This is a genomic window from Paraburkholderia fungorum (assembly GCF_046027215.1).
GTDB classification, from domain to species: domain Bacteria; phylum Pseudomonadota; class Gammaproteobacteria; order Burkholderiales; family Burkholderiaceae; genus Paraburkholderia; species Paraburkholderia fungorum_D.
The window spans coordinates 2,314,646-2,333,352 of sequence record NZ_JAQQEN010000002.1 but is presented as its reverse complement, the minus strand read 5'-3'; the positions used below and the strand labels follow the sequence as shown (position 1 = coordinate 2,333,352).

Below are 18,707 nucleotides of genomic sequence, written 5' to 3'. Positions count from 1 at the left end.
AACCGCTAGCTTAACGGTCGAGGAACGACTTCAGACGATCGGCGCGGCTCGGATGCATCAGCTTGCGCATGGCCTTGCTCTCGATCTGACGAATCCGCTCACGCGTGACGTCGAACTGCTTGCCGACTTCCTCGAGCGTATGGTCGGACTTCGTGTTGATACCGTAGCGCATGCGCAGCACCTTCGCTTCGCGCGGCGACAGCGAGTCGAGCGCGTCGTCGATCGCGGCGCGCAAGTCGGCCTGCATGGCTGCGTCGGCCGGCGAGGAGGCTGCCGAATCTTCGATCATGTCGCCGAGCGTGGCGTCGCCGTCGTCGCCCACCGGCGTTTCCATCGACACCGGCTGCTTGGCAATCTTCAGAATGCCGCGCACTTTCTCTTCCGACAGTTCCATGCGTTCTGCCAGCACCGACGGATGCGCTTCCTGACCGGTCTGCTGCAGGATTTCGCGCGAAATGCGGTTGAGCTTGTTGATCGTTTCGATCATGTGCACCGGCACGCGGATCGTGCGAGCCTGGTCGGCGAGCGAACGCGTCACCGCCTGGCGAACCCACCACGTGGCGTACGTGGAAAACTTCCAGCCGCGGCGGTATTCGAACTTGTCCACGGCCTTCATCAAACCGATGTTGCCCTCCTGAATCAGATCGAGGAACAGCATGCCGCGGTTCACGTACTTCTTCGCGATCGAGATCACGAGACGCAGATTTGCCTCGATCATCTCGCTCTTGGCCTTGCGCATCTTCGACTCGGCCGCGACCATCTGACGATTGATCTCTTTCAGATGCTTGAGCGGCAGCGAAACGGTCGCTTCGATGTCGATCAGTTTTTGCTGTTCCGACTGAATCGCCGGCAGATGGCGCTCGAGCGCTGCACCGAACGACGACGCCCCGCGCGCTGCGCGCTCCGTCCAGCCGAGGTCGGCTTCGTGGCCCTTGAACGATTCGATGAACTGCTCGCGTGGCATGCCGCTCTTCGTCACGACGATTTGCAGGATGCGGCGCTCGATTTCGCGGACCTGTGCGACCTGGCTTTGCACGTCGCCGCAAAGACGATCGATCGTGCGAGCCGTGAAGCGAATTTTCGCGAGATGTTGCTGAATCTCTTCGCGGGCGCGCTGATAGGCTTTCGACGTGACGTCGCCGCGCGTGTGCGAGGCGTTCAGCTGGTCGGACAGAATGCCGACCTGCGCGAAGATTTCGAGGCAATCGCTCGTCAGTTGCTTCAGGCGCGCTTCGTCAGCGGCTGAGGAGTCGGCCGGACCGGCGTCGTCCTCGTCGTCGCTATCGCTGTCGTCCTCGTCGGTCGCGTCGGCGTCGAGGTCGGCTGCCGCGTCAGTGCCTGCGTTGGCTTCTTCCGCTGCCGCCGTGTCTTCGTTCAGGCCGTCGACCAGTTCGTCGATGCGCAGATCACCGTCCGCCACCTGCTGGGCGCTCGCCAGAATCGCGGTGATTGCGAGGGGGCAAGCGGCGATCGCCTGCACCATTTCGTGCAGACCGTCTTCGATGCGCTTGGCAATCGCGATTTCGCCCGCGCGCGTCAGCAGCTCGGTCGCGCCCATCTCGCGCATATACATACGCACGGGGTCCGTCGTGCGGCCAAATTCCGAATCGACCGTCGACAATGCGACTTCGGTTTCCTCGTCTGCCTGATCGTCCGACACCACAGCAGGTGCGTTCGAGTTCAGCAGCAGGGTTTCCGCATCCGGGGCCTGCTCGTAGACCTGCACGCCCATGTCGTTGAACGCGCTGACGATGCTGTCGATCGCTGCGGTTTGCGCGAAGTTGTCGGGCAGATGGTCGTTGATCTGAGCGTGGGTCAGGTAGCCTTGCTCCTTGCCCAGCTGGATCAGCGCACGCATCTGGCGCTGACGCTCTTCAGCTTGTTGCGGCGGCAGTTCGGCCGCTACGGGAATCGCTTTGCCCGCGCCCTTGCCTTTGGCAGTGCGACCGGGGGCCTTGGCGGTGAAGCCGGCGGTTTCGTGTTGCGAATCTTCGCGATCAAAAGGGTTCACGTATTCTCCTCTAGAGACTTCGCTATGAGACGCAGGACGCGACCGTCAGGCGTTTCGAGCATGGCTCAACATCACCTGAGTGACTCAACGCGGTTGTTTGGCTGTTGCTCTGGGGAGCAAAAAAGATGAGCCCGCTCGAAGCGGGCCGATAGAAAAGTGCGAAATTCGCGCGGCTCGCATTATATACGAGCTTGTGCCTTTGCGCGCATTTTGAGCACACACAATTCTTCATGCGCTCTTTTCGCGGGTTCTTGCTTCCCTGTCAGCCGTACCTTCAGGTGGGGGCTGATAGCGGTATTTCAACTGCTCGCCGCGTGCGCGGACATGCTCCTCACTATAGACGATGTCGCCCGTTCTCACACGATGGGATGGCATGCGTCGATCCGGCTCCATATAGTGAGGTGCACATTCGGGCGCCGATTCTCGTTAACCCAAAGAAAAATTCACAAAAGGGGGGTTGACGACATGCCGGTCGTTCTTCATAATCTCGTTTCTCTGCTGCTGATGCAGCGACGCAGAACGAAGCGGTGCCGGGTGGTTGAAGCTGAGGTGTCCGGTGCGGGTTTGGTAGTGAATGCGGACTCGATCTTTAAAAATTAACAGCCGATAAGTGTGGGCGCTTGATGCGCGACGCGCGGTGGGATCTCCGGATTCTGCCGACAAGCGAAAGTATCAAGTCTCACACTAGTATTAAAGGAAGGTTTTCCCATCTTCGGATGGGATGATCATTCGTCAGTACGTTGAGTGAGCGACCGGTTTCGAAAGAGACCGAAAACAGTAACAGGTTTGAACTGAAGAGTTTGATCCTGGCTCAGATTGAACGCTGGCGGCATGCCTTACACATGCAAGTCGAACGGCAGCACGGGAGCAATCCTGGTGGCGAGTGGCGAACGGGTGAGTAATACATCGGAACGTGTCCTGTAGTGGGGGATAGCCCGGCGAAAGCCGGATTAATACCGCATACGCTCTACGGAGGAAAGGGGGGGATCTTAGGACCTCCCGCTACAGGGGCGGCCGATGGCAGATTAGCTAGTTGGTGGGGTAAAGGCCTACCAAGGCGACGATCTGTAGCTGGTCTGAGAGGACGACCAGCCACACTGGGACTGAGACACGGCCCAGACTCCTACGGGAGGCAGCAGTGGGGAATTTTGGACAATGGGGGAAACCCTGATCCAGCAATGCCGCGTGTGTGAAGAAGGCCTTCGGGTTGTAAAGCACTTTTGTCCGGAAAGAAAACCTCTGGGTTAATACCCTGGGGGGATGACGGTACCGGAAGAATAAGCACCGGCTAACTACGTGCCAGCAGCCGCGGTAATACGTAGGGTGCAAGCGTTAATCGGAATTACTGGGCGTAAAGCGTGCGCAGGCGGTCCGCTAAGACAGATGTGAAATCCCCGGGCTTAACCTGGGAACTGCATTTGTGACTGGCGGGCTAGAGTATGGCAGAGGGGGGTAGAATTCCACGTGTAGCAGTGAAATGCGTAGAGATGTGGAGGAATACCGATGGCGAAGGCAGCCCCCTGGGCCAATACTGACGCTCATGCACGAAAGCGTGGGGAGCAAACAGGATTAGATACCCTGGTAGTCCACGCCCTAAACGATGTCAACTAGTTGTCGGGTCTTCATTGACTTGGTAACGTAGCTAACGCGTGAAGTTGACCGCCTGGGGAGTACGGTCGCAAGATTAAAACTCAAAGGAATTGACGGGGACCCGCACAAGCGGTGGATGATGTGGATTAATTCGATGCAACGCGAAAAACCTTACCTACCCTTGACATGTATGGAACCCTGCTGAGAGGTGGGGGTGCCCGAAAGGGAGCCATAACACAGGTGCTGCATGGCTGTCGTCAGCTCGTGTCGTGAGATGTTGGGTTAAGTCCCGCAACGAGCGCAACCCTTGTCCCTAGTTGCTACGCAAGAGCACTCTAGGGAGACTGCCGGTGACAAACCGGAGGAAGGTGGGGATGACGTCAAGTCCTCATGGCCCTTATGGGTAGGGCTTCACACGTCATACAATGGTCGGAACAGAGGGTCGCCAACCCGCGAGGGGGAGCCAATCCCAGAAAACCGATCGTAGTCCGGATCGCACTCTGCAACTCGAGTGCGTGAAGCTGGAATCGCTAGTAATCGCGGATCAGCATGCCGCGGTGAATACGTTCCCGGGTCTTGTACACACCGCCCGTCACACCATGGGAGTGGGTTTTACCAGAAGTGGCTAGTCTAACCGCAAGGAGGACGGTCACCACGGTAGGATTCATGACTGGGGTGAAGTCGTAACAAGGTAGCCGTATCGGAAGGTGCGGCTGGATCACCTCCTTTCTCGAGCTAACGTGTCAAACGTTGAGCGCTCACGCTTATCGGCTGTGAAATTAAGACAGATACGCAGACAGACTCAGGGGTCTGTAGCTCAGTTGGTTAGAGCACCGTCTTGATAAGGCGGGGGTCGATGGTTCGAATCCATCCAGACCCACCACTGTTTCTGCGGTGGCTGCAGCTAACCGGTGAAGACTCCGGGACTATCAGATTGCGTTATCTGCATGACTGGGGGATTAGCTCAGCTGGGAGAGCACCTGCTTTGCAAGCAGGGGGTCGTCGGTTCGATCCCGTCATCCTCCACCAATCTTCAATGCGCAGGGTTCTGTGTTTAAAGGCACAGAGCGTTTCGCATTGGCGATTGAGCCAGTCAGAGTGATACGCGGTTATAGCAACTGCGATATCGGCTGTCGTTCTTTAACAATCAGGAAGAAGTAGTAAAGAGATTCACGAAAGCATACTTAGAGATGGGTGTGCGAGTAGGTGAATCAGGGTTGTGATTGTATCAATGTATGAAAAGGTGATCGAAAGATTGCTTTGGAATACGGCGCAACACGAATACTCAACCTGTAACGATGTGAGGAGCGCTGCATCCCCAGTGGATGCGGCATGAGACACACCCGTTATAGGGTCAAGCGAACAAGTGCATGTGGTGGATGCCTTGGCGATCACAGGCGATGAAGGACGCGGTAGCCTGCGAAAAGCGGTGGGGAGCTGGCAAACGAGCTTTGATCCACCGATATCCGAATGGGGAAACCCACTCCTTATGGAGTATCCATGACTGAATACATAGGTCATGCGAAGCGAACGCGGTGAACTGAAACATCTAAGTAACCGCAGGAAAAGAAATCAACCGAGATTCCCAGAGTAGTGGCGAGCGAAATGGGACCAGCCTGTACTCTTTATCTTCATTGTTAGTCGAACGCTCTGGAAAGTGCGGCCATAGCAGGTGATAGCCCTGTAGACGAAAACAGCGAGGAAGAACTGGGTGTACGAGAAGTAGGGCGGGACACGTGAAATCCTGTCTGAAGATGGGGGGACCATCCTCCAAGGCTAAATACTCGTGATCGACCGATAGTGAACCAGTACCGTGAGGGAAAGGCGAAAAGAACCCCGGGAGGGGAGTGAAATAGATCCTGAAACCGCATGCATACAAACAGTCGGAGCCTCGCAAGGGGTGACGGCGTACCTTTTGTATAATGGGTCAGCGACTTACATTCAGTGGCAAGCTTAACCGATTAGGGCAGGCGTAGCGAAAGCGAGTCCGAACAGGGCGTTCAGTCGCTGGGTGTAGACCCGAAACCAGGTGATCTATCCATGGCCAGGATGAAGGTGCGGTAACACGTACTGGAGGTCCGAACCCACTAACGTTGAAAAGTTAGGGGATGAGCTGTGGATAGGGGTGAAAGGCTAAACAAACCTGGAAATAGCTGGTTCTCTCCGAAAACTATTTAGGTAGTGCCTCGTGTATCACCTTCGGGGGTAGAGCACTGTCATGGTTGTGGGGTCCATTGCGGATTACTACGCCATAGCAAACTCCGAATACCGAAGAGTGCAATCACGGGAGACAGACATCGGGTGCTAACGTCCGGTGTCAAGAGGGAAACAACCCAGACCGCCAGCTAAGGTCCCCAAATATTGCTAAGTGGGAAACGAAGTGGGAAGGCTAAAACAGTCAGGAGGTTGGCTTAGAAGCAGCCATCCTTTAAAGAAAGCGTAATAGCTCACTGATCGAGTCGTCCTGCGCGGAAGATGTAACGGGGCTAAGCAATATACCGAAGCTGCGGATGCACATTTATGTGCATGGTAGGAGAGCGTTCCGTAAGCCTGCGAAGGTGCATTGAAAAGTGCGCTGGAGGTATCGGAAGTGCGAATGCTGACATGAGTAGCGATAAAGGGGGTGAAAGGCCCCCTCGCCGTAAGCCCAAGGTTTCCTACGCAACGTTCATCGGCGTAGGGTGAGTCGGCCCCTAAGGCGAGGCAGAAATGCGTAGCTGATGGGAAGCAGGTTAATATTCCTGCACCATTGTTAAATGCGATGGGGGGACGGATCGCGGAAGGTTGTCCGGGTGTTGGAAGTCCCGGTCGCTGCGTTGGAGAAGGCACTCAGGCAAATCCGGGTGCGCAATTCAAGGGCGTGGCGCCATTCACTTCGGTGAAGAAGCAACTGGAAGTGGTTCCAAGAAAAGCCTCTAAGCTTCAGTTTAACAAGACCGTACCGCAAACCGACACAGGTGGGCGAGATGAGTATTCTAAGGCGCTTGAGAGAACTCGGGAGAAGGAACTCGGCAAATTGGTACCGTAACTTCGGGATAAGGTACGCCCCTGTAGCTTGACTGGCCTGCGCCAGAAGGGTGAAGGGGTTGCAATAAACTGGTGGCTGCGACTGTTTAATAAAAACACAGCACTCTGCAAACACGAAAGTGGACGTATAGGGTGTGACGCCTGCCCGGTGCCGGAAGATTAAATGATGGGGTGCAAGCTCTTGATTGAAGTCCCGGTAAACGGCGGCCGTAACTATAACGGTCCTAAGGTAGCGAAATTCCTTGTCGGGTAAGTTCCGACCTGCACGAATGGCGTAACGATGGCCACACTGTCTCCTCCCGAGACTCAGCGAAGTTGAAGTGTTTGTGATGATGCAATCTCCCCGCGGCTAGACGGAAAGACCCCATGAACCTTTACTGTAGCTTTGCATTGGACTTTGAACCGATCTGTGTAGGATAGGTGGGAGGCTATGAAGCGTGAACGCCAGTTTGCGTGGAGCCGTCCTTGAAATACCACCCTGGTTTGTTTGAGGTTCTAACCTTGGCCCGTGATCCGGGTCGGGGACAGTGCATGGTAGGCAGTTTGACTGGGGCGGTCTCCTCCCAAAGTGTAACGGAGGAGTACGAAGGTACGCTAGGTACGGTCGGAAATCGTGCTGATAGTGCAATGGCATAAGCGTGCTTAACTGCGAGACCGACAAGTCGAGCAGGTGCGAAAGCAGGTCATAGTGATCCGGTGGTTCTGTATGGAAGGGCCATCGCTCAACGGATAAAAGGTACTCTGGGGATAACAGGCTGATACCGCCCAAGAGTTCATATCGACGGCGGTGTTTGGCACCTCGATGTCGGCTCATCTCATCCTGGGGCTGTAGCCGGTCCCAAGGGTATGGCTGTTCGCCATTTAAAGAGGTACGTGAGCTGGGTTTAAAACGTCGTGAGACAGTTTGGTCCCTATCTGCCGTGGGCGCTGGATATTTGAAGGGGGCTGCTCCTAGTACGAGAGGACCGGAGTGGACGAACCTCTGGTGTACCGGTTGTCACGCCAGTGGCATCGCCGGGTAGCTATGTTCGGAAGAGATAACCGCTGAAAGCATCTAAGCGGGAAACTCGCCTTAAGATGAGATATCCCCGGGGCTTCGAGCCCCTTGAAGGGTCGTTCAAGACCAGGACGTTGATAGGTCAGGTGTGGAAGCGCAGTAATGCGTTAAGCTAACTGATACTAATTGCCCGTAAGGCTTGATCCTATAACAGGTGTGTTTCGTGTCCGGTTAGCGCTAGTGCTTCAGCACTTACGCGGACCCCACCCCCGAAGGGGGGGCGGACACCACACACGGTTGAGTGATCGTTGTTGTGCCAGAAACAACACAACCCGCACGTATTGAACGTGTTGCGAGAGGCATCCTCTCAGCTACTTCTTCCCGATTGGTTGTGCCGCCCTCAAGGGCGACACGACAACAAGTCATGCCTGATGACCATAGCGTGTCGGTACCACCCCTTCCCATCCCGAACAGGACCGTGAAACGACTCCACGCCGATGATAGTGCGGATTCCCGTGTGAAAGTAGGTAATCGTCAGGCTCCCTAGCAGCAACAGAAACCCCACCAGAACGGTGGGGTTTCTGCGTTTACGGCGCGTGAAAACAGGACAATCCGGGAATCTCAAGCGAACAGTTTCGCCGCACTATCGCAGCCCCAACCCATACAGCAACCTTCAGCGACAGACCAACTTGGCCGACGGGCTTCCCTCGCTGGCCTATGTCACTCGATTCCATTAAGCCCGTCTCCGCACCGGCTGATATGACATGCCTGCGGTAAACCGGTCGAGGCGCTCGCTGGCATCGGTGACGGCCCAAAGGGGCGCGCCATGCAGTTGCCGGTCGTAATTCGTCGCGATTTCAGCAAAAAGCGCAAATGCTTCGCTATCCAACCGCCATTCGCCGGTCTCGCGACCGATATCGAAGACCGCGGCTACCGCTCGCTCGGCCGCACCGAGTTGCTCGCCGGTCGCCGAGCCGAAGCCAGATTCAGCCAGAAAGCCGGTCAACAGCATGACTTGCGTAAGCGTTTGCGCATCGGACATGCCGCCGACGCCGCGACGCAACGCGTCGAGCGCGAGATGAACTCGCAGTGCGAGTTCATCGGCGGTCCGCCGGGCGATCGGTAACAGCATGGCTTTGGCATGTCGCGCACGCGCAGCGCCAGTGTTACGGGAAAATGGAATAGCTTGTGCCATGAAGGTCCAATATTTATGCCTGTGCAGACGCAATAACGGCGCGGGCGATAAAAGGTTGAGACCTTCCCGTGGTTTCCGTACGCAAACTGGCTCATTTTTTTGACAAGCAATCGTTTGCTTGCCAATTTTTCATGCAAACGGCATGCGTTAGATGCGAATTGTCAGGTTGCGGAGTGAATTGCGTAAGGTACTGCGACGTCGGAATCGAAATCGCTCTACTACGGGCATCGCCGGCCTGTCGCCATCAATCACTGCGCAGCGCGCCGGTACTTCCGCTTCCAGTCGAGCTTGCGTGACATTGAACTGCGGCTGCTCGAGCGACCGTGTCCACCTGATTAAACGAGTTGAGAACAGCCAGCACCTCACGCTTCACGCGCGAACACGGGCGTCGCGTGCTCGGCTTTCGCGACGGCACATGTACCAGCCCGGAACCCGGATCCAAACGCCGAAAGCTGGCTGTCATGGAATTGGGCGCTGGCGTTGCGATCGCCAATTGTCAGGCGGTTCCACGAGGACCCGCGCAGACGCGCTGATCCGCGTCGACTCACATGGGTGCACGTCTCTTACGGATAAGAATACCGACTACCCGTTTCGAACCGGCTATTTGAAAAGCGGCCACTACAACGAAGCGCGAATGACAGCAACGGTCGTAGCGTTCTTGCATGCCGCACGCAGACGCCGCGTGTGCGGGACGCGCAACGATGGCCGGTTGGAATATCCTTCCGCTCAATAAGTTAGTCATGCTACTTACCATTTATGCCTGAGTCCGATCACGGCGGAGACTTGCGACTTGGTGGTGGACGGGGAAAGCGAATAGATCTGCGCGTATTGCGCGTCGCCGGCCGCTTTCTGATAGATGCCCACGAAGAAGAGATCGGTGCGCTTACTCAGAAAGTAGTCCACGCCGGCATTTACCTGATGCCATTTTGGACTGTTGTCCTGCGGGCGGTATTGCCCTGTCGTGAAGATATACGCGGCGCCAAGCATGAGTTGTGGCGTCACATAGTCGGTCAGCGAAACCTCAAAATTCTGAAGTGTCAGGCGCGACGTGTCGACATAGTCGAATCGCGCGTTGGTATAAAGCAGCGACACGCTAGCCGCCCCGAACCCATAGGCGCCCCCCGCTCCATACATTCTCTGCTTGCTGACGCCGGCGTTGGTTGCCGGATTCGTGATGAACGGTGACGTGAAGCCATAGTCGTTGACCACAGCGCCGTTCGTGTTATTGGGGTCGTTCGGTGTATTGACCTGAAGGTACGCCAGACCGGCTGACAGCGGCCCGTTGCGATATTGCACCCCCGCGCTATAGGCATTGTTGTCGGAGAAGCCGCCTGCCTTGTTCGAGAACCCGTAGAGGCCTTCAAACTGAAGACCTTTATAGTCGACGCTCTTGTACTGGACTGCGTTATTGATGCGGAACGTGTCGAACACGTTATCACTGTCGCCAATGTGCGCGCCGTATGCCGCAAACTGACAGGCCGACGAGAACACACACAGGGTGACTGCCTCATCGTATTGACGGCCTAAGGTCACCGTGCCGAGGGTATTCGACGACAAGCCGACAAAAGCCTGCCGGCCAAATTCACGGCCGCCTTGCGACAGGGCGCCAGTAGCGACGCTGTAGCCGTTTTCCAGCGTGAAGATGGCTTTCATTCCTCCGCCCAGATCCTCTTCACCCTTCATCCCCCAGCGAGGCGTCTGCATCGGGCCGCTCGCGAATTGCCACGTCGAGTGGCCTTGCTTGTCGGCCCCTTTCTGGTTATTCGCGTAGACGATGCCGGTCGAAATCAGGCCGTACAGGGTCACGCTGCTTTGGGCAGATGCCGTCTGGCAGAACAGAGCCATGGTGGCGAGAACAAGGATGCGTCGATTCATGGTTTCCTTTGAACGCTTGTTTTGGGAAAGTAAAAGCGAAAGCCTGAAGCTGACTGGAAATTAGGATCACGAAACAAACGTATTGCACAGCGATGTCTTTGTGCTTCCGATGACGGTCTCAGCTTTCTCCGGGTAACAGCCAGCTCAGCGCTGTGCTCCCACAGTGAGATTGCGTGTCATTACAAACGCCTTTCGATGATCGCTCTGCGCGCCGATACGAATCTGATGCGATTGCTGCCGATTCTTGCGGAACAAAATTCGCGACAGCTAGCACCGAATTTGACTACCAGTGATCGAATTTTTAGCGCGTCGAGGTCAAAGAGGTGCACGAATCGCGCACGCTTTTGGGTGCTTTGTCGGAAATCGCGCACAGATGGGGTGCTCTAATTTCGGCATCACTCATCTTCAAAATTGATGCTTGCGGGGACACTTTTGACTCTTAATAATCGATTTGACCGGCAGCACTGAGCGTTAGAGGCCCAGTCCCTTGTATCAGGAAGGACCAACGGAGGAGATGATGTCAGTAATCGAAAATGCCGGACGTCGGCGTTTGCTGCGAATGACACTCGCGGCGGGCGGCATGGCTGCAACGGGCGCACTGCTGTCGGTGCGTGCCTTTGCGGGCGACAGGGCAACCGTCAATATGCAACTGGGCTGGATCCCGGGCGGCAACCAGGTCGGAGAGGTGACGGCGAAGCGGCTCGGATATTACGAGCAGGAAGGAATCGATTTTCACATCCAGCCGGGTGGCCCGAACATTGATGGCGTTGCGATTGTCGCCTCGGGCCGATCCGAGGCCGGCGAGATTTCGTCCAGCCCGTCGATCATGCTCGCAGTCTCGGAAGGCTTGCCGATCAAGTGCATCGCCGTCGGATTGCAACAGCATCCTTACAGTTTCTTTTCGCTCAAGAAAAATCCTGTGCGCACGCCGCACGACATGATCGGCAAGAAGATCGGTATCCAGTCGACGGGCATGGTGCTGCTCAAGGCGCTGCTCGCGAAGAACAAAATCCCGGAAAGCCAGGTCAACATTGTGCCGATCGGCGCGGACATGATGCCGCTTCTGAGCGGTCAGGTCGATGCGGTAACCGGTTGGCAAACCAACACCACGGCACTTAAGCCGCTCGGGGCAGATCGCGTCGATTTGCGCCTGTGGGATACCGGCGTGCGCCTCTACGCGCTGCCGTACTACGCGAACACCGCAACGCTCAAGGACCATCCCGACACCGTTGCGCGTTTCCTGCGCGCCACCGCGCGTGGCTGGACCTACGCGAATGCGCATCGCGATCAGGCTGTCGATCTGCTCATCAAGGAATATCCGAACCTGAACCGTGCCGATGAGCGCGTCGCAATCGATTCGCTGATGGGCTACGCGTTCGATCAGACCACGCAGACCCAGGGCTGGGGCACGATGGACGCGAAGGTCTGGGAAGAGCAGATCGCGATGTACGGTCAACTGGGCCAGTTCCAAAGAGGTCAGCCAAAAGTCGATGACGTGATGACGATGGACGTTCTCAACGCCACCCGTTCCTCTCGCCTCAAGGGGTAATCCATGCATGCTGCCACTATCAATCCGCCGCGCGCGGACGGGGCCGGCTCGTCCGTCGCCGGCCTGCAAGACAGCAATCTGTCGATTAGCTGCCGCAATATCAACGTACGCTTCTTCACCGATCGGCGCAGCGTCACCGCGATCGAGGGGTTGAGCCTTGACGTCGCGGCCGGCGAATTCCTCACCCTTCTGGGTCCGTCGGGCTGCGGGAAGTCGACGTTCCTGCGCGTCGTCGCGGACCTCATCAAGCCGAGTCGCGGCGAGATCAGTGTGCTTGGCGCGGCGCCACGTGTCGCGCGTGAGCATCGGGACATCGGCTTCGTGTTTCAGGACGCGGCGTTGCTGCCGTGGCGCACGGCCATCCAGAACGTGCAGTTGCCGCTTGAAGTAGCGGGCGGCAAGGCACGTGCTGGCCGGGCGACGCCCCGTGAACTGCTCGAACTCGTCGGCCTCAAGGGTCGCGAGGATGCCTACCCGCACGAGATGTCCGGCGGGATGCGCCAGCGTGTCGCGATTGCGCGCGCGCTCGTCAGCGACCCCAAAGTCCTGCTGATGGACGAGCCGTTTGGCGCGCTCGATGAAATCACGCGTGATCGTCTGAACGAAGAATTGCGCCGCGTCTGGAAAGAGATGGGCCTCACGACCCTCTTCGTCACACACAGCATCTATGAGGCGGCGTTTCTCGGCCAGCGGGTGCTGATGCTGGCCGCCAACCCCGGGCGTGTGAAGGAGATCGTCCCGGTCGGGCTGCCGGAAGATCGAACGCTCGATATCCGCGAGACCCGTGAATTCGTCGAACTCGCCGCCTATCTGCGACGCGTACTGGAGACCTGCTGATGACCACGTCCGAAATGCAATTGAATCTGTCTTCGCCAGCGGCGGACCCTGAAGCGCAGGCCTGGCTTGCGAGTCGCCGTCAGCGGCTGTGGCGGGCGCGCCTTCTGCCGGTACTCGGTGTCGCGGGCCTGCTCTTCGCGTGGTGGGCGGTCGTGGCGGGCTTTCATGTGAAGCCGTTTATCGCGCCGTCGCCGTTACTCGTTCTGGAGACGCTTCTCAGCAAGAGCGATGTACTGTTGCAGAACCTGGTGCCGACCGCGATCGAGGCGACGGGCGGCTTCCTGCTCGGCAACCTGGCGGCGATTCTGATCGCCACCGTCTTCGTGCACAACAAGACGCTGCAGGACATCTTCTATCCGGTCGCGGTGATGATCAACTCAATTCCGGTAGTCGCGAAGGCGCCGATTCTGGTTCTCATCATGGGTAACGGCCTTGAGCCGAAGATCACGATCGCGGCGATCGTCTGTTTCTTTCCGACGCTGGTGAACATGGTCCGCGGACTGCAGGCGGTGAATCCGCAGGCGATGGAACTGATGCAGATCCTGTCGGCAAGCAAGCGCGAAATCTTCTTCAAGCTGCGCCTCTACGCTTCGCTGCCGTATCTCTTCTCCGCATTGCGCATTGCCGCGTCGATGTCGGTGATTGGCGCGGTGGTCGGCGAGTGGATCGGCGCCACGCAAGGTATCGGCGCAATGATCATCCAGGCGACTTACAGCTTCGATTCGGCCTTGCTGTATACGGCGATCATCATGAGCGCCGTGCTGTCCGGCCTGTTTTTCCTGGCGATCGCGATCGTCGAGCGGCTGGTGGTCAGATGGCAACCCGAAAGCGCGCACTGAACCGAACACGAAACACCCGAATTCTCAGAGGAGATAAATCAATATGATCAGCGATCTGATTCAGGAAAGCGCACGCGATGTGCGCGTCGCGGCCAAGGCAAATGTCGTGGTGGTTGGTGGCGGTCCCGCTGGCCTGTCGGCAGCGATTGGCGCGGCGCGCAACGGCGCCGAGGTGATTTTGCTGGAGCGTTACAACCATCTGGGCGGCCTTGCATCCGGCGGCATGGTGCTGGTACTCGACGACATGTGGGACAACCACCTGCAGGAAATTTCGGTGCGCGGTGTCTGCATGACCTTCATCGAACGAATGGCCGCGCGCAAGCTGGCGGTGTTTCCGCGCTCGGACGAGTGGGGCGAGGATCCGGCCGCCTATCGCCAGTGGGGCCGCTGGGGCACGTTCGACTTTCACAGCCAGAAGACGCCTCATCCGGTGTGCTTCGCCGCGGCGTTCGACCCGGACGCGATGAAGCGCGTCGCGCTGGAGATGGTGGAATCGCTCGGCATCAAGTTGCGTCTGCATTCATGGTTCTCGCGCACGTTGGTCGAGGACGGTCAGGTGAAGGGCGTGATCTGCGAAACGAAGAGCGGCCGTGAAGCGATCCTTGCCGACGTCGTGATCGACGCAACGGGCGACCTGGATGTCGCGGCGTCGGCGGGCGTGCCGCATGTCGGCGGCACCTATATTACGACCACGGTATTCCGGCTCGGCGGCGTCGATACGGAGGCGGCCGAGCGTTTCGAAGCCGAAGAACCCGAGGCATTCGCGGCACTGGATCGCCAGATCAAGCGCATTCTCGGTGGCTCGTGGGGCTGCTGGTGGCTGAAGACACCGTTGCCCGGGGTGGTGTGGTGCAACTGCCCGCACATGGCGGGGCTCGACGGCCTCAAACCCGAGGACCTGACACGCGCTGAAGTGCAGGGGCGTCAACACATTCACGCGGTGGTCGATTTCGTGCGCGAGAAGCTGCCAGGCTTTGAGCAGTGTTACGTGATCGACGTCGCGCCGCAAACCGGCGTGCGTCAGACGCGCCTGCTCGAAGGCGAGTATGTGATGACGAAGGATGATCTCGCGCAGCGCACGCGTTTTAACGACAGCATCGCGCGTGGCCGTGACTACTACATGCCGTATCGCGTGCTCCTGCCGAAGCAGATCGACAACCTGCTGGTTGCCGGCCGCCACTATTCGGCAACCTCGCAGGCGCAGAAGATGTCGCGTGAAATCCCGCCTTGCATGGCGATGGGCGAAGCCGCTGGGGTAGCTGCCGCGCTCGCGCTCAGCGCGGGCGTGCGGGTGCGTGACGTCGACGTGCACACGCTGCAGAAGACCTTGCGCGCGCAAGGCGCCGATCCGGGCGACCAGACCGGCCGCAACGCCGACGTCCCGTCGCTTGCCGTGCACATCAACAAGCGGGAGGCCGCATGAGCGTCGCCGACCACGTTGCAAAGACGCCTGACCTGCCGCTTGCAGGGGTACGTATAGTCGATTTGACGCAGGTGATGATGGGCCCGGTCTGCACGCAGATGCTCGCTGATTACGGCGCCGACGTGATCAAGGTCGAGAGAAAGGGCACGGGCGATCTCAGCCGCTCGACGTTCGAGCCGGTGGCCGGCGCGGACAATCCGATCTTCTGCAGTTTGAACCGCAACAAGCGCAGCGTGGCACTCGACCTGCGCGACGCGCAACAGATGGCTGATCTGAAGGCGCTGATCGCGGAAGCGGATGTGGTCGTCAGCAATTTCCGCGCGGGCGTGATGGACCGCATGGGTGTCGGCTATGAAGACTGCCGTCGCTTGAATCCGCGGATCATTTACGCGGTGGGCACGGGCTTCGGTGAAACCGGACCGTATGCGCATAAGGGCGGCCAGGACGTGCTTGCCCAGGCGATGAGCGGCGTGATGGCGCGTCGCGCGGATGAGTCGCTGCCGATTTCCGTGTACCCGACCGCGCTCGCCGACTATTCGGCGGGCATGCACATGGTGCAGGGCATCCTGCTCGCGTTGCTGCATCGTGAGCGCACGGGCGAGGGGCAGAAGGTCAACGTGTCGCTGTACAACTCGATGCTGGCGATGCAGATGCAGGAAGCCGCCATGATCATGATGGCTGACTCGGAAGTGAACTGGGCCGCGATGCCGCTTTCGGGTGTCTTCGATACCGAGGACGGCGCGCTGGTGCTCGTCGGTGCATTCAAGGCGAATCCGCTGCGCGACATCTGCGCCGCGCTGCAGATCGACGATCTCTCGCTGGACGCGCGCTTTTGCGATCTCAACCAGCAGTTCGCTCACAAGGCCGAATTGCAGCGGACCTTCCGGGAGCGCTTTGCGAGCAACACGCGCGACTACTGGCTCGCCCGGCTCGAGGAACAGGACCTGTTGTGTGCGCCGGTGCGTGACCTGCGCGAAGCGCTGGTCGATCCTCAGACCCTGCATAACCAGTTGATTCTGGAAGGCGAGGGCGAGGGCCAGCCGGTGCGCTTCATCGGCAGCCCGATCGAGCTTTCACTCGCACCGGTTGGCCTGTGGCGCGCGCCGCCGCGGCTCGGCCAGCATACCGAAGAGGTGCTGCAGCAAGTACGCAGCAAGCTCGCCACGGAGGCTGTATGAGCGTGCGTCTTGTGATCGATCAGCACGTCGCCACGGTGACGCTGGCGCGGCCCGAAGCGCTCAATGCCGTGGACCTCGCCACCGAAGCCGAACTGCAACGCGTGTGGACCGAGCTCGAGCACAGCCGCGACGTGCGCGTCGTGGTCCTGACCGGCGAGGGCGAGCGCGCGTTCTGCGTCGGCGCGGACCTGAAGAATCCGTCTGTGAGCGGTCTTGAATATTGGGCGGCGCCGCGTCCGGGAGGTTTCGGCGGCATTGCACTGCGCGAGACGCTGAATGTGCCGGTGATCGCGCGGGTCAACGGCTATGCGCTGGGTGGCGGCTTCGAAATGGTGCTGGGGTGTGATCTGGTGGTCGCCTGCGACGAGGCAAGCTTCGGGCTGCCCGAGGCGCTCGTCGGGCGCATGCCGCTCGACGGCGGCATGACCCTGCTGCAACGCCAGATTCCCTACCGTCAGGCGATGGCGATGCTGATGACCGGCCGCCGGATTTCGGCACGCGAGGGGCTCGATATGGGCCTCGTCAACGAAGTCGTGCCGCGTGCCGAACTGGATGCGGCCGTCGGGCGCTGGGTTCAGGCGCTGCTCGCGTGCGCGCCGCTGTCGGTGCAGGCGATCAAGCAGGTGGTCAGGCGCACCTCCACGCTCTCGCCGGCGGACGCCCAGGCGTTGCGCCTGCCTGCTCTCGTGGCCGCGCTGCAATCCGAGGACGCAAATGAAGGTGTACGCGCGTTCCAGGAGAAGCGCAAACCGGTCTGGAGCGGACGCTGATGGCCTACGTCATCACTTCGCCTTGCATCGACGTCAAAGACGGCGCGTGCGTGAAATGCTGCCCTGTCGACTGCATCTACGAGGGCGGGCGCACGCTCTACATCCACCCGGAGGAGTGCATCAACTGCGGGGTGTGTGTGTCAGTGTGCCCGACCGATGCGATCTTTCACGATGAAGAACTCCCGCAATCGGAGGCCATGTTCGCCGCCGTGAACCGGGATTTTTTCGGCGCGGACGCCAGTGCGCTCGGTTCCCCGGGTGGCGCATGCGACGTGGGCAAGGTAGCCTGCGATCATCCCGTGGTCGCCGCCTGGACGGTGCGGCCGATGAACTGACACCGATGAACTGAGGCAGCACGATGCACGCGAATGTCCTGAAATATTTTGTCGAAGTGGCGCGCTGCAGTTCGATCCGCAAGGCCGCGCAGAATCTCTATGTCGCGTCGAGCGCGGTCAACCGCCAGATCCTCAAGCTCGAAGCGGAGATGGGGACCGAACTGTTCGACCGGCTGCCCAATGGCATCCGCTTGAATGCGGCCGGCGAGCGCATGTTGCAACACATTCGCGCGACGCTGAACGACTTCCACCTGATGCGCAGCGAACTTGACGACCTCAAAGGCGAACGCAAGGGACATGTGTCGGTGGCGGCAATGGATTCGCTCTTCGTCGATTTCCTGCCGGCGACCGTCGAGGAGTTTTCAGACGCCTATCCGGCCGTCACCTATTCGATCGCCGCGGTGCCGCCGCACGATGTACCCACGCGGCTTGTCAGTGGTGAGTACGACGTCGGCATTTCGTACATTACGAAGTTGCCAACCGGTCTCGATGTGGTAACCGAGGTTTCATTGCCGCCGGGTGTCGTCATGGCTTCGTCGCATCCGTTAGCAAAGACCGAGCGCATCAGCTTCGACGAATGCCGCAATCATGCTTTTCTGCGCCTGGAGGGACGGTCCCCGATCCAGGGCGTCGTCACAACTGATTTTCCCGAGTACTGGGAGTCGCTGCAGCCGAGCGTCACCTGCAATTCGACCACGCTGCTCAAGCGGCTGATTGCGTCGGGGCGGGGCATTTCATTTTTCTCCAAACTGGCTTTCCTCGACGAACTGGCGCGTGGCGAGGTGGTGTGGAGGCCGCTCGACGACGTGAATGTCAATGAGCTCACTGTCGGCGTCATCGCACCCAACCAGCGAGTGCTGCCTCACGTGACGCTGGAGTTCGTCGAACGTATCGTGCGGCGCCTGAAGCATGTCGAGCTGGCGTTGCGCGACGCCTGATCTCAGCATTGCTGCCGATTGGACTTTGCCGGGAGGGCACGGCGAGGCCGCATTCGGTAGCCTCCACGCAGCCTTCGCTGCGAGCGGCCATATTCCAGCAATCCTAAATGATTGACCGCCCGTCCCTCTGGATCGCGGTCGAT

11 protein-coding genes, 2 tRNA genes, 3 rRNA genes and 1 pseudogene are annotated in these 18,707 nt (G+C 58.9%); 14 read left to right on the top strand and 3 right to left on the bottom strand.

The annotated features are described in order from the left end of the window. Nucleotides 1-10 precede the first annotated feature (10 nt). Nucleotides 11-2,011, bottom strand: a complete 2,001-nt coding sequence (gene rpoD, locus PQR27_RS30880) for an RNA polymerase sigma factor RpoD (protein ID WP_408527359.1) — start codon at nucleotides 2,009-2,011, stop codon at nucleotides 11-13. A 788-nt stretch (nucleotides 2,012-2,799) separates the two neighbouring features. Here rpoD and PQR27_RS30875 point away from each other — a divergent pair. From PQR27_RS30875 to rrf, 5 genes are all read left to right on the top strand, one after another. Further along, nucleotides 2,800-4,330 (top strand): 16S ribosomal RNA (locus PQR27_RS30875). Nucleotides 4,331-4,407: 77 nt separating this feature from the next. Continuing rightward, nucleotides 4,408-4,484 (top strand) — tRNA-Ile (locus PQR27_RS30870). A 70-nt stretch (nucleotides 4,485-4,554) separates the two neighbouring features. Further along, nucleotides 4,555-4,630, top strand: a tRNA-Ala gene (locus PQR27_RS30865). A 323-nt stretch (nucleotides 4,631-4,953) separates the two neighbouring features. Further along, nucleotides 4,954-7,832 (top strand): 23S ribosomal RNA (locus tag PQR27_RS30860). A 220-nt stretch (nucleotides 7,833-8,052) separates the two neighbouring features. Continuing rightward, nucleotides 8,053-8,165, top strand: a 5S ribosomal RNA gene (gene rrf / locus PQR27_RS30855). Together the 16S, 23S and 5S rRNA genes with 2 tRNA genes alongside form the textbook arrangement of a ribosomal RNA operon. 193 nt (nucleotides 8,166-8,358) lie before the next feature. Here rrf and PQR27_RS30850 read toward each other — a convergent pair. Beyond that, entirely contained in the window at nucleotides 8,359-8,820 is a 462-nt protein-coding gene (locus PQR27_RS30850) for a hypothetical protein (protein WP_408527358.1), read from the bottom strand. A 207-nt stretch (nucleotides 8,821-9,027) separates the two neighbouring features. Here PQR27_RS30850 and PQR27_RS30845 point away from each other — a divergent pair. Then, nucleotides 9,028-9,141, top strand: a pseudogene (locus PQR27_RS30845) (IS6 family transposase); the annotation flags it as partial. A gap of 426 nt (nucleotides 9,142-9,567) precedes the next feature. Here PQR27_RS30845 and PQR27_RS30840 read toward each other — a convergent pair. Beyond that, entirely contained in the window at nucleotides 9,568-10,695 is a 1,128-nt protein-coding gene (locus tag PQR27_RS30840) for a porin (RefSeq protein ID WP_408527357.1), read from the bottom strand. Nucleotides 10,696-11,212: 517 nt separating this feature from the next. Between PQR27_RS30840 and PQR27_RS30835 the strand changes: the two genes are divergently transcribed. The 8 genes from PQR27_RS30835 to PQR27_RS30800 are packed head-to-tail and all read left to right on the top strand — an operon-like array spanning nucleotide 11,213 to nucleotide 18,564. Then, a complete protein-coding gene (locus tag PQR27_RS30835; RefSeq protein WP_408527356.1) occupies nucleotides 11,213-12,244 on the top strand; it encodes an ABC transporter substrate-binding protein in 1,032 nt (343 codons plus the stop codon). Between the two features lie 3 nt (nucleotides 12,245-12,247). Continuing rightward, nucleotides 12,248-13,081, top strand: coding sequence for an ABC transporter ATP-binding protein (locus tag PQR27_RS30830; RefSeq protein ID WP_408527355.1), 834 nt, complete (start codon nucleotides 12,248-12,250; stop codon nucleotides 13,079-13,081). After that, the gene (locus PQR27_RS30825) at nucleotides 13,081-13,920 is read left to right on the top strand and encodes an ABC transporter permease (RefSeq protein WP_408527354.1); all 840 of its coding nucleotides are present in this window, start codon (nucleotides 13,081-13,083) and stop codon (nucleotides 13,918-13,920) included. The genes PQR27_RS30830 and PQR27_RS30825 overlap by 1 nt, the downstream gene beginning before the upstream one ends. A gap of 37 nt (nucleotides 13,921-13,957) precedes the next feature. Then, complete coding sequence (locus tag PQR27_RS30820; protein ID WP_408528357.1) at nucleotides 13,958-15,343, top strand: FAD-dependent oxidoreductase; 1,386 nt, start codon at nucleotides 13,958-13,960, stop codon at nucleotides 15,341-15,343. Further along, nucleotides 15,340-16,521, top strand: a complete 1,182-nt coding sequence (locus tag PQR27_RS30815) for a CaiB/BaiF CoA transferase family protein (RefSeq protein WP_408527353.1) — start codon at nucleotides 15,340-15,342, stop codon at nucleotides 16,519-16,521. The genes PQR27_RS30820 and PQR27_RS30815 overlap by 4 nt, the downstream gene beginning before the upstream one ends. After that, nucleotides 16,518-17,291, top strand: a complete 774-nt coding sequence (locus PQR27_RS30810; protein WP_408527352.1) for an enoyl-CoA hydratase-related protein — start codon at nucleotides 16,518-16,520, stop codon at nucleotides 17,289-17,291. The genes PQR27_RS30815 and PQR27_RS30810 overlap by 4 nt, the downstream gene beginning before the upstream one ends. Beyond that, on the top strand, nucleotides 17,291-17,626 hold the full coding sequence (gene fdxA / locus PQR27_RS30805; protein WP_408527351.1) for a ferredoxin: 336 nt from the start codon (nucleotides 17,291-17,293) through the stop codon (nucleotides 17,624-17,626). Before PQR27_RS30810 ends, fdxA begins: the two co-directional genes overlap by 1 nt. A gap of 23 nt (nucleotides 17,627-17,649) precedes the next feature. Further along, nucleotides 17,650-18,564 (top strand): LysR family transcriptional regulator, encoded by a 915-nt coding sequence (locus PQR27_RS30800; protein ID WP_408527350.1) that lies wholly within the window; start codon nucleotides 17,650-17,652, stop codon nucleotides 18,562-18,564. Nucleotides 18,565-18,707: the final 143 nt, after the last annotated feature.